At 72.9% G+C, this 15,181-nt stretch carries 6 protein-coding genes; 4 read left to right on the top strand and 2 right to left on the bottom strand.

Annotated features, from left to right (window positions below; all coding sequences use genetic code 11):
- The first annotated feature begins 116 nt into the window (after positions 1-116).
- Together ACGFR7_RS34365 and ACGFR7_RS34360 are read left to right on the top strand one after the other, a co-directional pair.
- Positions 117-284: a hypothetical protein gene (locus tag ACGFR7_RS34365; protein ID WP_393327054.1), complete on the top strand. Its 168-nt coding sequence runs from the start codon at positions 117-119 to the stop codon at positions 282-284.
- Complete coding sequence (locus tag ACGFR7_RS34360; protein WP_393327051.1) at positions 281-796, top strand: NUDIX hydrolase; 516 nt, start codon at positions 281-283, stop codon at positions 794-796. Before ACGFR7_RS34365 ends, ACGFR7_RS34360 begins: the two co-directional genes overlap by 4 nt.
- Positions 797-1,093: 297 nt before the next feature.
- On the opposite strand, the gene ACGFR7_RS34355 is transcribed toward ACGFR7_RS34360, so the two are convergent.
- Positions 1,094-1,645: an HAD domain-containing protein gene (locus tag ACGFR7_RS34355; protein ID WP_393327048.1), complete on the bottom strand. Its 552-nt coding sequence runs from the start codon at positions 1,643-1,645 to the stop codon at positions 1,094-1,096.
- A 316-nt stretch (positions 1,646-1,961) separates the two neighbouring features.
- A complete protein-coding gene (locus ACGFR7_RS34350) occupies positions 1,962-2,726 on the bottom strand; it encodes a restriction endonuclease (RefSeq protein WP_393327045.1) in 765 nt (254 codons plus the stop codon).
- Between the two features lie 651 nt (positions 2,727-3,377).
- Here ACGFR7_RS34350 and ACGFR7_RS34345 point away from each other — a divergent pair.
- Together ACGFR7_RS34345 and ACGFR7_RS34340 are read left to right on the top strand one after the other, a co-directional pair.
- Positions 3,378-13,103 carry an Ig-like domain repeat protein gene (locus ACGFR7_RS34345; RefSeq protein ID WP_393327044.1) on the top strand — a complete coding sequence of 3,242 codons (9,726 nt, stop codon included), beginning with the start codon at positions 3,378-3,380 and terminating at the stop codon, positions 13,101-13,103.
- Between the two features lie 366 nt (positions 13,104-13,469).
- Positions 13,470-15,164 (top strand): APC family permease, encoded by a 1,695-nt coding sequence (locus tag ACGFR7_RS34340; protein WP_393327041.1) that lies wholly within the window; start codon positions 13,470-13,472, stop codon positions 15,162-15,164.
- Positions 15,165-15,181 lie beyond the last annotated feature (17 nt).

The raw sequence follows: 15,181 nt of genomic DNA, 5'->3' as shown, positions 1-15,181 counted from the left end.
CGATGCCCGGCCCTTCAAATGGACCAAGACCGCCGACCAGATCCTTGACCGGATCTGCCGCTACTGCTCACGCATCTCCGAACCAGATCACTAGGCTGACACCGGCACTGACACCCATGGCGCCGCCGCAGACGACTCCCCCGGTGCCTGCCCGGGCGTATTTGGCCGGTGCGCGGCAGCACGATGGAGTCCCGGGATGGCGTCGTGCACAGGGCCTCACCCTCGCGAATGATGACGCCGCGGCCATCACCAAGGTCGCCCTCAACCACAAGGACCTGCTGTGACTCCGCCTGTCCATACCGATCTGATCGACGGCCTCTTGGCGGCCGCTGACCGGGACGCCATCACCAAGCACGTTGTCGGTGCAGTCATCCCCGACCGCGACGGCCACGTGCTGCTCATGCACCGTGCCTCCGGCGACTTCATGGGAGGCCTGTGGGAACTCCCCTCCGGCGGCGTGGACCCCGGGGAGGGACTGCTCGACGCTCTCCATCGCGAAGTGCGGGAAGAGACCGGCCTACCCCTGGTCTCCATCGACGGCTACCTCGGCCACTTCGACTACGCCTCCGGCTCCGGAAAGCGTGCCCGCCAGTTCACCTTCGCCGCCTCGGCGGACCTCGGCGTGCCCGTGCGGCTCTCCCCGGACGAGCACGACGCTTATCTGTGGGCAGACGCAGAAGGGCAGGAGCAGGTGTCACCGGCCGTGAAGGCAGTCCTGAACACCTGGAAGACCTCCACCGAAACGCCGGCGAGGGACCCACATGTCGATAACCGTAACGGCGAGCAGGTCACGTAGCCCGCGTGCAGGACCCGCGAGGGTGGCTTCTGATCGTGGCTCCTGCGGCCATCCAGCTTGCCGGCCATCTCGCCATCGACGGCACGCCCCCCGAGACCGGAACTGACGCCTGCCGTCTCCCCGGTATATGAGCCCGCGCCGAGGAACTCGAACTGGCCCAGGCCGGCTGATCGCTCCAGCTCCCACTCCGTGGAGGCCGCCCGTCTGCGACGGCCCTGGGCCTGCGGACGCCGGCCTGCGGGCGGCCGGCCTGCGGGCGGCCGGCCTGCGGGCGGCCGGCCTGCGGGCGCCAGGTCGTCACCCTCGGCTGCTGCCGGGCTCCTCCGATGCGAACGGCTGTCGCAGCCATGAGTCGAGAGCCGCGTAGTCGCCATCGGTCAGACCATGGCGGGCATCGACGCGGTGCAGCAGGGCGTGTCCCGAGTGGTGGGCGGCGACCCAGGCCCGGTCGGTGTCGGTGATCTCGTCATCGACCCAGACGAACGACCGCCCCGCCGCCCACTCGACGAGGGCGCGGGTCTTCCAGTGCAGTCCGGCGCGTTCGTCCTGGTCATCGACGTCGGACGGCTCCGGCCACACGACCACGGCCAGCTTCGGCAGACCGATCACGGGAGCGATGCACTCGTTCGCGTCATGCATCCATGTCGTGGCCCAGACGACCTCGCACGGGAGCGCGGCCAGCTTGGCCCCGTGCTCAGGATTGATCCTGGTCAGGAGCGGATGCACGTCGCCTTTACGCAGATCGAGGGCTGTCGCATAGGTCGGATAGTGCTGCGGCTCCGCGCCGAAGGGGATGAGCGGACCGTCGACATCAAGGAACAGCAGCGGACGCCGCACAGAGCCAGTCACAGCGGCACAGGATAGCGACAGGCAGCCCCCTTGGTCGCCTCGATTGGCCGCCTCGATTGGTCGCCTCGATGAGGAGGGCTGACGGCTGGTGGGGGGCGGCTGATCGCCGGCGTCACACGGCAATCGGTCGGTACACCAAGGCCCGGTCGACCACATCCTCGGCCGACAACTCCCGCTCCGATGGCCAGAAGACCAGGCCGCTGACGTGACCGGACGGGCAGGCCAGATCACTGTCGAGCGAGCCATCGTCAAGGTTCCTGCGGGGCCGGTGAGTTCAAGGCATGGTGTCCGTCGTGCGGCCCCGCCCACTACGGCCTCACGCCCAAGGAGGTCTGCCGCCGGAGGCCCAGCGGGCGAGGCCGCGGCCGTCGATGAGGCGCAGCGCATTGGGCAGCATGGCGTTGGTGCGCTCGGCGTCCGCGGTGAAGGCGCTGGTGGTGATGATGGCCGCGCCGACACAGTGGTGGATGTCCCGGTACGTGCCGTTGATCTTCATGACCTCTTCGGAGCCGACGCGGCCTTTCCAGCGCTTGCACTGCAGGAGGTAGCGGTCGCCGCTGTGGAGATGGACCAGGACGTCGAGGCCGCGGTCGTTCTTGCCGCCGGATACGTCGGTCCCGCGGACGGCGGGGTCGCGGCGGGCGAGGTCTGCCATGGCGTGCTCGAACTCGGTGTAGTTCATGGCCTGGTAGGCGGCGATGGTGTGGGCGAAGTCCCGGCGCGGACCGGCTCCCGCTGCGCCAGCCAGGCCCGCGGGGAGGCGGAGCCTGCCGGTGCGGGCGAGGTGGGTGGTCAGGGCCGCGGCGGCTGCGAGGACGATGACAAGGGTGCTGGTGACGGGGTAGGTGCTCACGGCCGCGATCACGAAGGCCGCGATGAGGAGGACCGTGAAGGCGGTGGCTTCGCGTGCGCGGCGCCGGGCCGCCTGGCCACGGGGCCGGCGCTTCGGGCGGGTCGGGCGCCGGGCGGCGGCACGTCGGGCGGCGGTGGCCCGTCGGGCGGCGGCACGTCGGGCACCAGCGGAGCGGCGAGCGGCGGAGCGACGGGTGGTGGCGGAGCGGCGGCGTGCGGGTGTGGCCATGCGGTTCCCCCCGAAGATGCTGTCTTTCTGTTTGCTCAGGCCTTCCTTCTGTTCAGGCCTTCCTTCTGTTCAGTGTTGTGTGGTGACGGACCTTCGGTGGGCGGACCCGGTGAGGTTGGCTGATTGTGCTTCGTGGTTGGCGTTGATGCGGATCGCCCGGCTGTGTCCGGGGCCGGGGTGGAGCCAGGGCTTCAGCGACCGGCAACGGCACGCACCGCGCCACGCGATCGGCCTTTCGGGTGACCTCGCGCTCGGAGTGTTGCCTTCGCCGTCACCGGAATGGGTTACTTGGTCCGTCCGATTCCGGTGGGCCGCCCATCCTTTCCGGGGGAGTGAAAGGCGCCCTGCCCGTATCGGAGTCTCGTTCGTCATGACGAGGCGTCCGAACGCGCTCCTCCGTTGAGGCATGCAGGTAACGGCCGTCTCGGCGCCGCAGCGTGCGCCACATGGTGCGGCCCGGCCCGCGAACTGGTCTGGAGCCGTCATGCATGCTGTCCGCCCTGTTCGCCCCGGGCACCTCACCGTCCCGCGCCCCGCGGCCGGCAGAGCCCGCCCGCTCCCGCTCCGGCCCGCTCCGCCTCCTTCGATGCGCCGCCCCGTGGGAGCCGTCGATGCGGTCATCAGAAGCGCGATGCGAGCGAGGACGGTCTCATGCTGACACCGGAGCCCCCGAACGGGCCCTTTCTGATCACCGACCGGGACGGGAACTGCATCGCCGTCATCGACCCGGTCTCCCACAAGGTCGTGCCCACCTTGAGCGCCCCGGTCCCGCTCGTGGCGCGGGGGGCGGGGGGCGACCTGGTGCGCTGCACCGCGGTGGACCGCGCGGACCTGCCGGGAGTGCTCGACAGCGGCACGCTGCTGCACGCCCTGCCCGGCGCACTGGCCCGGGCGGCCGGCGCATCGGGGCCGCCCGGCGCATCAGGGCTGATTGACGCCTCGGGGATGGTTGGCACACCGGGGCTGGTTGGCGCACCGGGGCTGGTTGGCACACCGGGGCTGCTGCGGCGGACCGGTCTCACCGGCCGGGGCGATGCGCCCGGACTGCTGAGCGTGTCCGGGGTCTTCCCCGACCAGGGCTCCTACAGCGGCGGCACCCTGGTGACGATCGTCGGACGTCACTTCACCGGCGCCACCGCGGTGCACTTCGGTACCCGGCCGGCGCTCGGCTTCTCCGTCCTCGACGACCGGACCATCCTCGCCGTGACCCCCGCGGGCAGCGGGGCGGTCCCGGTCACCGTCACCACGCCCGGCGGCAGCGCCCGCGTCGGGTACTTCTTCTACCTGTACTGGCCCAGCCTTTCGCGGCTCATCCCCTCCGCAGGACCGGTCGGCGGGGGCAATGTGGTGGAGCTGGTGGGCACCAACCTGAACACCGCGCTGCTGGTGCACTTCGGTGCGGCGATCGCTTTCCCCACCGTGGTCTCCGAGGGGCAGCTGCTGGTGACCGCTCCCCCGGTCGCGGGGCCCGGTACCGTCCCGGTCTACGTCACCACCGTCGGCGGAGTGAGCAACCGGCAGCTGTACACCTATGTCGCGGCGCCGTCGGTGAGCGGTGTCAGCCCGAGCACCGGGCCGATCGCGGGCGGTACCACCCTGGTGGTGACGGGCACCGGCCTCAGCCAGGTCACCGCCGTCACCGTCGGCGGTCTGCCCGCGGTGTCCTTCCGTGCGTACTCCGACACCCTGCTGCTGGTGGTGACGCCCCCGGGGACGCCGGGCCCGGCCGACCTCGTCATCACCACCCCGGGCGGCAGCGTGACCGTGTCCGGCGCCTTCGGCTACCAGGCGCCCACGGAGACAGCCGTCAGCTCCACGCCCGACCCCGCCGTCGTGGGGGAACCGGTCGCCTTCACCGCCGTGGTGACGGGGGTTCCGCCCACCACCGGCACCCCGTCGGGCATCGTCACCTTCGACTTCGGGGACGGCTCGGCGCCCGTGCCGGCGGCCCTCGCCGACGGCACGGCGACGGTCAGCCACGTCTACACCGACGCGGCCGCAACCCCCTACGCGGTCACCGCCACCTACGGCGGCGACGTCTTCTTCACCCCGTCCAGCGGGACGGACAGCCAGGTGGTCGAGGAGGCCTCGACCACCACCACCGTGCAGTCCTCCCCGGATCCCTCGGTGGCCGGGCAGGACGTCACCCTCGTCGCGCGGGTCACCTCCGTGGCGCCGGGGGACGGAGCGCCGACCGGCACGGTGACCTTCGACTTCGGCGACGGCACCCCCACCGTCACCGCTCCGCTGAGCGGCGGTGCCGCAACGGTCACCCACGCCTACCCCGACGCGGCGGTGGCCCCCTACACGATCACCGCCGCCTACAGCGGGGACGGCAACTTCACCGCCTCGACGGGCACCGACACCCAGACCGTCCAACAGGCCTCCTCCGCCACCGGCGTGAGCCTGGCGCCGAGCCCGTCGGTGGCCGGTCAGCCGGTCACCGTCACCGCGACGGTCACCACCGTCCCGCCCGGGGCCGGCACCCCCACCGGCAGCGTCACCTTCGACTTCGGCGACGGCACGGCGCCGGTCACCGCCCCGCTGGTCGACGGGGTGGCGGCCGTGGACCACGCCTACGCCGACGCGGCCGCGACCTCGTACACCGTCACCGCCACCTACAACGGCGACGGGAACATCGCCGCCTCGACGGGGACGGCCGCGCAGACGGTCGGTCAGGCCGCGTCCACGACGGCCGTCACCGCCTCGCCCAACCCCGCCGCGGTGGGTGAGCCGGTGACGTTCAGCGCGACGGTCACCACCGTCCCGCCCGGCGCGGGCACCCCCACCGGCACCGTCACCTTCGACTTCGGCGACGGCACCACGCCGGTCACCGTCCCCCTCACCGACGGGGCCGCCGCCACCTCGCACGCCTACACCGGCGCCGCGCAGAGCCCGTACACGGCCACCGTCACTTACAGCGGCGACGCCGATGTCATCCCGTCCACGGGGACCGTCACCCAGACCGTGCAGCCGGCCGGCACCACTACCGTCCTCGTCTCCACGCCCGACCCCTCCACCGTGGGGCAGGAGGTGACGTTCGGTGCGACGGTCACCGCCGTCCCGCCCGGGGCCGGCACCCCCACGGGCACCGTCACCTTCGACTCCGGCGACGGCACCCCCACCGTCACCGCGGCCCTCACCGGCGGCACCGCCGAGACCACCCACGTCTACTCCGACGCGTCCGCAACCCCCTACGCGGTCACCGCCACCTACAACGGCGGCGACGACTTCACCTCGTCCGCCGGGACCGGGGCCCAGACCGTGCAGCCGGCCGACACCACCACCGACCTGACCTCGACGCCCGACCCTTCCACGGTCGGACAGTCGACGACCTTCGTCGCCGAGGTCACCCCCGAGGCGCCGGCCGCCGGTTCCCCGACGGGCACCATGACCTTCACGTTCAGCGATGACAGCCCGCCGGTCACGGTGCCGGTCGAGGGCGGCACGGCGGCGATCAGCCACAGCAATCCGGAGGTGTCGGACAGTCCGTACACGGTCGCCGCGACCTACAGCGGCGACGGCAACTTCCACCCTTCGGCCGGGGCGGACAGCCAAGTGGTCACCAGGGCCACCTCGATGACGAGCGTGAGCACCGCGCCGTCCCCCTCGGTGACCGGGCAGTCCGTCACCTTCAGCGCCACCGTGGAGGGCGTCCCGGCGTCCTCGGTCATCCCGACCGGCACCGTCACCTTCGACTTCGGCGACGGCACGGCGCCGGTCACCGTCCCCCTCAGCGGCGGCACCGCCGGCACCACCCACGCCTACGCCAACGCCTCCCAGAGCCCGTACGCGGTCACCGTCATCTACAGCGGAGACGCCAACTTCACCGATTCCAGCGGGAGTTCCCTGCACAGCGTGGAGCAGGCCGCCACGGTCACCACGGTCACCGCCACGCCCGACCCGACCGTGACCGGCGAGATGGTGACGGTCACCGTGACCCCCGTCGCGCCCGGGGCCGGCGTCCCGACCGGCGAGGCCACCTTCGACTTCGGCGACGGCAGTCCGGTGCTCACCGCCCAGCTCGTCGACGGCTCGGCCACCGTCACCCACGCCTACACCAGCGCCTCCGGCAGCCCCTACACGATCTCCGCCCATTACAGCGGTGACGGCAACTTCGCCCCGTCCGACGACACCATCGTGCACACCGTCGCACCGGCCGAGACCACCACCACGGTCCTCTCGTCGGCCACGCCCTCCGCGGTGGGCCAGACCGTGACGCTGATCGCGCGGGTGACGCCCGTTCCGCCGGGTGCCGGCACCCCGACGGGGACGGTCACCTTCGACTTCGGCGACGGCTCCCCGACCGTCTCCGCACCGGTCGTCGACAACCTGGCGACGGTGACCCATGCCTGGACCAGCACCGCGGGCAGCCCGTACACCGTCACCGCGTCATACGCCGGGGACGGGGACTTCGCGGCCTCGGTCGGGACGGCAGCGCAGAGCGTGGCGATGAGCGTGTCGACCACCACGATGACGGTGAGCTCGGCCCCCGACCCGTCCGTCGTCGGCGGGGAGGTGACCTTCACCGCGGCGGTCGCGGTCCTCCCCCCGGCCTCGGGCAACCCCGCCGGCAGCGTCACCTTCGCGTTCGGCGACGGTTCCCCCACGGTCGTGGTGCCGCTGGCCGGTGGCACGGCGACGGCCACCCATACGTACACCACCGCCGGCTCCTACTCGGTGACCGCGGCCTACAGCGGTGACGCCGACTTCGCGGGGTCGTCCGGGCTCGACAGCCAGACGGTCGACCAGGCCGGTTCGACCACGACGCTGGTCTCCGCGCCGGACCCCTCGGTGACCGGCGAACCGGTCACCTTCACGGCCACCGTCGCGTCCGGCACGGCCGGCGCCGGCACTCCCACCGGATACGTCACCTTCGACTTCGGCGACGGCACGGAGGCCGTCCTGGTACCGGTCGCCGACGGGGCCGCGATCGCCGTCCACCCGTACACCGGCACCGCCGGCAGCCCCTACACCGTGACGGCCTCCTACAACGGCGACGCGAACTTCACCGGTTCCTCGGACACCGACACCCAGACCGTGAACCCGGCGATCACCTCCACCGTGGTGATCGCCTCGCCCCAGCCGTCGTCGGTCGGCCAGCCGGTCACCGTGACCGCGGCCGTCGCCACGGTGTCCCCGGCGACGGGGGAGCCCACAGGCACGGTCACCTTCGACTTCGGCGACGGCTCCCCGACCGTGACCACCGACGCGGTCGCGGGACTGGCCACGGTGGTGCACGCGTACACCACCACGGCCGGCAGCCCCTACACCGTGACGGCCTCCTACAACGGGGACGCCGACTTCAGCGCCTCCGCGGGCACCACGACGCAGACCGTCGTGCAGACCGCGACCGCGCTCACGGTCACCACCGGCGGAGGTCCGTCGGTGGTGGGCGAACCGGTGACCGTCGCGGTGGCGGCCGCCGCGGTGCCGCCGGGAGCGGGGGTGCCCGACGGCACGGTCACCGTGGACTTCGGCGACGGCACCGCCCCCATGACGGTGCCGCTGGCCGGCGGGGCCGCGCTGTTCACCCATGCCTACGCCACCAGCCTGGGCAGCCCGTACGCGATCAGGGTCGTCTACAACGGCAGCGGCGACTTCACCACCGCGGTGGCCACCACCTCCCAGACGGTGCTGCCGGACGCCACGACGACCGCGGTGACCGGCGCGCCGGAGTCATCCGTGACCGGTCAGCCGGTCACCTTCACCGCGACGGTGACGCCGGCGGAGCCGGGGGCCGGCGCGCCGACCGGCACCATGACGTTCGACTTCGGCGACGGCACCGACCCGTTGGCCGCGCCCGTGGTGGCCGGGGTGGCAACCGCCGAGCACGCCTACGCCGGCACCGCCGGCAGCCCTTTCGCCGTCACCGCGGCCTACGGCGGCGACGCCGACTTCACCGCCTCCGCCGGCAGCACCGGCCACTCGGTGGTCCGGGCGGCGTCCGACGTGGTGATCACGGTGGCGCCCGAGCCCTCGGTGTCGGGTCAGCCGGTGACCGTGACCGCGACGGTCACCGCGCCCGCACCGGGCGCGGGCACACCGACCGGCACCGTCACCGTGGACTTCGGGGACGGCACGGCGCCGGTCGCGGTGCCGCTGACCGGCGGGGCGGCGACCGTGACCCACGCCTGGGCCGGCACCGCCGGCAGCCCGTACGTCCTCACCGCGGCGTACAGCGGGGACGCCGACTTCGGGCCCACCTCCGCCACCGGCTCGCACACCGTCACCGCGGCCGCGAGCACCACCTCCGTCACTTCCGCCCCGGACCCCTCGGTGCCGGGCCAGCCGGTCACCGTCATGGCGACGGTCTCCGCCATCACCCCCGGGGCCGGCACCCCGACCGGCACCGTCACCTTCGACTTCGGCGACGGCACCACGCCGGTCACCGCTCTCGTGTCGGACGGCACCGCCACCGCCACCCACGCCTGGACCGGCACCGGCGGCAGCCCCTACACCGTGACCACCACCTACAGCGGCGACGCCGACTTCGGTCCCTCCGGCTCCACCACCAGCCAGACCGTCGGCCCGGGTGCGAGCACCACCGGCGTCAGCGGCCTTCCCGAGCCGTCGGTGACGGGCGAGCAGGTGACGTTCTCCGCGCGGGTGACGCCGGACGCGCCGGGGGACGGCACTCCGACCGGCACGGTGACCTTCGACTTCGGCGACGGCACCGCACCGGTCGTGGCGATCCTGAACCAGGGCCTGGCGACGGCCGTGCACGCCTTCACCGGGGCGGCCGGGCCGTACACGGTCACCGCCGGCTACAGCGGCGACGACGACTTCATCGCCTCGGTGGGGTCAGCGACCCACACCGTGCAGCCGGCGTCGACGACGACGTCGGTCGCATCCTCACCCGACCCGTCGGCGACCGGGCAGGCGGTAACGGTGACCGCCACGGTCGCGGCGGTGGCACCGGGCGCCGGGACACCGACCGGAAGCGTGACCTTCGACTTCGGCGACGGTACCGGCCCGGTGGCGGTGCCGCTGACCGACGGCACCGCCACCGCCCCCCACACCTGGACCACCACCACCGGCAGCCCCTTCCCCGTCACGGCCTCCTACAGCGGGGACCCGGGGTTCTCCGCGTCCGCGGGGACCGGGACCCACACCGTCACCCCGGCGGCGACCAGCACCACCCTCGCTTCCTCCCCCGACCCCTCGGTGCCGGGCCAGTCCGTCGACCTCACCGCTACCGTGGCGCCCGTCGCCCCGGGGGCCGGCACCCCCACCGGCACCGTGACGTTCGACTTCGGTGACGGCACCGCGCCGGCCACCGTGCCACTGGCCAACGGCACCGCGACTACCCCCCACACCTGGACCACCACCACCGGCAGCCCCTACTCCCTCACCGCTACCTACCACGGTGAGGGCGACTTCGGCTCGTCCACCGGCAGCGACACCCAGACCGTGGGCCCGGCCACCACGGAGCTGACGCTGGTCTCCTCCCCGGAACCGTCCACCGCCGGACAGAACGTCACCTTCACCGCGCGGGTCTCGGCGGTTCCCCCGGGGGCCGGCACCCCCACCGGAACGGTCACCTTCGACTTCGGCGACGGCAGCGCACCGGTCACCGCTCCGGTCCTGGACGGGGTCGCGACGACGGGCCACGCCTATGCGACCACGGCGGGCAGTCCCTACACCGTCACCGCGGCCTACAGCGGCGACGCCGACTTCACCACCGCCACGGCCACCGCCCCGCACGCCGTGACGGCCGGCGCCGCCACCACCGCGACGACGGTGATCTCCTCGCCCGACCCCACGGTGACCGGCCAGCCGGTGACCGTCACCGCGACGGTGGCTCCCGTGCCGTCCGGCGCCGGGGTGCCCACCGGGACCGTCACCTTCGACTTCGGCGACGGGACGGCGGCCATCACGGCGCCGCTGTCCGGCGGCGCGGTGACCGTCGCGCACACCTACACCAGCGCGACCGGCAGCCCGTACAGCATCACCGCCGGCTACAGCGGGGACGCCAACTTCAGCTCCTCCTCGGGCGGCGACACCCAGACCGTGCTGCCGGCGGCGACCACCACCACGCTGGTCAGCGCCCCGGACCCGTCGGTGACCGGCCAGCCGGTGACCCTCACCGCGACGGTGGTACCGGTCGGTCCGGGGGCCGGGGTGCCGACCGGCACCGTCACCTTCGACTTCGGCGACGGGACACCGGTCGCATCGGCGCCGCTCTCCGGCGGGGTGGCCCGGACCAGCCACGCGTACACCGTCGCGGGCGGGCCGTTCACCGCGACCGCGAGCTACGACGGGGATGCCAGCTTCACCGCGTCGAGCGGCACCGACACCCAGACCGTCGGCAAGGCCGCCACGACCACCGCGGTGGTCTCCTCCCCCGACCCCACCGTGGCCGGCCAGCCCACCACCCTCACCGCCACGGTCGCCGCCCAGGCACCGGGGGCGGGCACCCCCACCGGCACGGTCACCTTCACCTTCGGTGACGGCACCCCCACGGTGACCGCGCCCCTCAGCAACGGCCTGGCCACGACCACCCACACCTACACCGACACCTCCGGCAGCCCGTACACCCTCACCGGCACCTACAACGGCGACGCCAACTACACGACGTCCAGCGGCACCGACACCCAGACGGTCAACAAGGCCGCCACCACGACGTCCCTGGTCACCTCCCCCGACCCCACCGTCGCCGGCCAACCCACCACCCTCACCGCCACCGTGGCACCGGTCGCCCCGGGGGCGGGCACCCCCACCGGCACCGTCACCTTCACCTTCGGCGACGGGACGAACCCGGCCACGGCCACCCTCTCGGGCGGCGTCGCCACCGTCACCCACGCCTTCGCGGGGACCTCCGGCAGCCCGTACACCCTCACCGGCACCTACAACGGCGACGCCAACTTCACGACGTCCAGCGGCACCGACACCCAGACGGTCAACAAGGCCGCCACCACGACGTCCCTGGTCTCCTCCCCCGACGCCGGCGTGGTCGGCCAGTCCATCACCCTCACGGCCACCGTGGCACCGGTCGCCCCGGGGGCGGGCACCCCCACCGGCACCGTCACCTTCACCTTCGGCGACGGGACGAGCCCGGCCACGGCCACCCTCTCGGGCGGCGTCGCCACCGTCACCCACACCTGGACCACCCGTTCCGGCAGCCCGTACGCCCTGACCGCCACCTACAACGGGGACACCAACTTCACCGCCTCCAGCGGCACCGACACCCAGACGGTCAACAAGGCCGCCACCACGACCACCGTGACCTCCGCCCCCGACCCCTCCGTCGCCGGCCAGAGCGTGACCCTCACCGCCACGGTCACCGCGCAGGCACCGGGAACGGGCGCCCCCACCGGCACCGTCACCTTCACCTTCGGCGACGGCACCAGCGCGACCACGGCCCCCCTGTCCGGCGGCACCGCCACCGTCACCCACACCTACGCCGGGACCTCCGGCAGCCCGTACACCGCCACGGCCGCCTACAACGGGGACACCAACTACGCGACGTCGAGCGGCACCGACACCCAGACGGTCAACAGGGCCGCCACCACGACAGCCGTGACCTCCGCCCCCGACCCCTCCGTCGCCGGCCAGAGCGTCACGCTCACCGCCACCGTGGCACCCGTGTCCCCCGGAGCGGGCACCCCCACCGGCACCGTCACCTTCACCTTCGGCGACGGCACCAGCGCAACCACAGCCACGCTCTTCGCCGGCACCGCCACGACCACCCATGCCTGGGCCACCCGCACCGGCAGCCCGTTCCCGATCACCGCCACCTACAACGGGGACGGCAACTTCACCGCTTCCACCGGCAGCGACACCCAGACTCTCAACAAGAGCACGACCTCCACCACGGTGACCTCGACCCCGGATCCGTCCGTGTCCGGTCAGTCGGTCACCATCAGGGCGACGGTGTCCGCCGCGTCCGGTACGCCCACCGGCGCCGTCACCTTCACCTTCGGCGACGGGACCGGCTCCGCCATCGCACCGGTGTCCGCCGGCGTCGCGACCGTCACCCACACCTACACCGGCACCACGGGCAGCCCGTTCACCATCTCGGCCGCCTACGGCGGGAACGACAGCTTCGCGGCGTCCAGCGGCACCGACACCCAGACGGTCAACAAGGCGACCACCTCCACGGTCGTGGTGTCCACGCCGAACCCCTCGACGACGGGCGACCGGGTGACCGTCACCGCGACGGTCACTGCGGTGGCCCCCGGAACGGGCACCCCCACCGGGACCGTCACCCTCGCCATCGCCGGGCGCACCCCCCAGACCGTGACCCTGGTCAACGGCCGGGCCAGCGCGGAGTTCACCCCCCTGCCGAAGGGAACCCACCTGGTCACCGGCAACTACAACGGCGACGTGGGCTACGCACCGTCCAGTGGGACCACGAGCCAGGTGGTCAACTGAGGCACCGCGGACTGCCGTCGGCCAGGTGACCCGCGCCACCTGGCCGACGCGCCCCGCCTCCGGCACCGGGCCCTCGGAACCCACGTCACCGTCCGCGCGGACGGGCGCCCGCTCCCCCTCGCTGTGACGCGTCTCATGCAGGGACCTCCCGGGCTGCCGACGCGCAGCGGGCGGGAGGTGAACAGGCCGCCGGCCCCGGCCCGTTGGCCCTGAATCCGTGGTCCGCCGGGGCCGGTCCCCGTGGTGTTCCCGCAGCGCAGCGGCGTTCTTGGCACCGGGCCGGAAATAGGGTGGTCGGCAGCAGAGGACAGCGGCCCCTCGGCAGTGCGGGGGGCCTGCGCAACACCAGGACGGACATCACCTCCCATGGACATGAGCGCCGGCGAGCGCAAGGGGCTCAGCCTCTTCGCCCTCATCATGATCGGGATCGGCTCGATCTTCGGCTCCGGATGGCTCTTCGGAGCCGGCTCGGCCGCCCAGGTGGCGGGCCCCGCGGCGCTGGTCGCGTGGGTGATCGGCGTGATCTTCATCGGCATGATCGCGATGTCGTACGCGGAGGTCGGCTCGGCCTACCCGATCCCCGGCGGCATGGCCCGCTACGGGCACCTCTCGCACGGCCCGGTCCTGGGCTTCCTCACCGGCTGGGCGGTGTGGATCGCGACCGCCTCGCTGATCCCGATCGAGTCGATCGCGGCCACCCAGTACATGACCTCCTGGAGCTTCGGCTGGGCGCAGGGCCTGGTCGATCCGGGGACCCACCAGCTGACCGTCTCCGGCACGGCGGTGGCGCTGGTCTTGACCCTCGCGCTCTGGCTGACCTGTTTCTGGTCGGTCCAGCTGCTGGCCCGTGCCAACACCGTGCTCACGCTGGTCAAGTTCGCCATCCCGGTGCTGGCGGTGCTCGCCCTGGTCGGGTCCGGCTTCCACACCTCGAACTTCACCGCGCACGGCGGCTTCGCCCCGTACGGCTGGCCGGCCGTGCTCACCGCCGTCACCACCTGCGGTGTGGTCTTCGCCTTCAACGGGTTCCAGGCCGTGGTCAACCTCGGCGGAGCCGCCAGGAATCCGGGCCGGGCGATCCCGCTCGCCCTGGTCGGTGCGCTCGCGCTGGGCCTGGTGATCTATCTTGCGCTGCAGGTCTCCTACCTCGGCTCGGTGCCGCCGGAGCTGCTGGAGCGGGCCGGCGGCTGGCAGGGCGTGAACTTCAACTCGCCGTTCGCCGACCTGGCGGGGCTGCTGATGCTGCACTGGGTGGTCACCATGCTGCAGTTCGGCGCGTTCATCTCGCCGGCCGGGTCCAACATCGCCAATGTCGCATCGGCCGCGTACATGGTCACCAACCTCGCCGAGACCGGGTTCTTCCCCCGGAAGCTGGCGGCCGTGCATCCCCGCTACGGCACCGCCCGTCCCGCGATGTGGCTCAACCTCGGCTTCTCCGTGGTGCTGCTGGTCACCGTCGGCCGCAGCTGGCAGGCGCTGGCCGGCGTGGTGTCGGCGGCCATGGTCATCTCCTATCTGATCGGCCCGGTCGCGGTGGGGGTGCTGCGGCGGACCCGGCCGGAGCTGCCCCGTCCGTTCCGGCTGCCGGCCGCCGGAGTGCTGTGCCCGGTCACCTTCGCGTTCGCCGCCTGTGCGCTGTACTGGTCGAAGTGGCCGGAGACCGGCAAGATCACCCTGTTGACGCTGGTGTCCGCGCCGGTCGCGGCGCTGGTGCTGTGGCGCCGGGGAGAGCTCGGAAAGGGACGCGAGGCGTCCGGCAAGGGCGGGCGCGGCACGCGCCTGCTGCGGCAGTTCGCTCCGGCCTGGTGGATGATCACCTTCCTGGTGTGGACGGCCGCGGTGTCCGCGCTGGGCGGCCGCGATTTCGGCGGCCGGGGCGTCCTCCCCGGTGTGCTGGGCACCGTCCTGATCGCGGTCACCGCCCCGGTCTTCTACTTCTGGGCGGTGCGCTCCGGCATCAGGGCCCACGAACGGGGCCTGACCGGCGCTCCGTCCGCCGCCGAAGCCACCCCGCACCCCACCGGCGCCCTCGACGACGCACGCCCGAAGGCCTCCGTCTGAGGGCGACCGTCCGAGGG

The organism is Streptomyces sp. NPDC048516, from assembly GCF_043199875.1.
GTDB lineage: Bacteria > Actinomycetota > Actinomycetes > Streptomycetales > Streptomycetaceae > Streptomyces.
This window is presented reverse-complemented; position numbering and strand designations above follow the sequence as displayed.

What these genes read in the sequence shown, in the direction of transcription:
- ACGFR7_RS34365 (WP_393327054.1), top strand. Translation starts at nt 117, where the DNA reads ATGGCGCCGCCGCAGACGACTCCCCCGGTGCCTGCCCGGGCGTATTTG.
- ACGFR7_RS34350 (WP_393327045.1), bottom strand. Translation starts at nt 2,726, where the DNA reads ATGGCCACACCCGCACGCCGCCGCTCCGCCACCACCCGTCGCTCCGCC.
- ACGFR7_RS34345 (WP_393327044.1), top strand. Translation starts at nt 3,378, where the DNA reads ATGCTGACACCGGAGCCCCCGAACGGGCCCTTTCTGATCACCGACCGG.
- ACGFR7_RS34340 (WP_393327041.1), top strand. Translation starts at nt 13,470, where the DNA reads ATGGACATGAGCGCCGGCGAGCGCAAGGGGCTCAGCCTCTTCGCCCTC.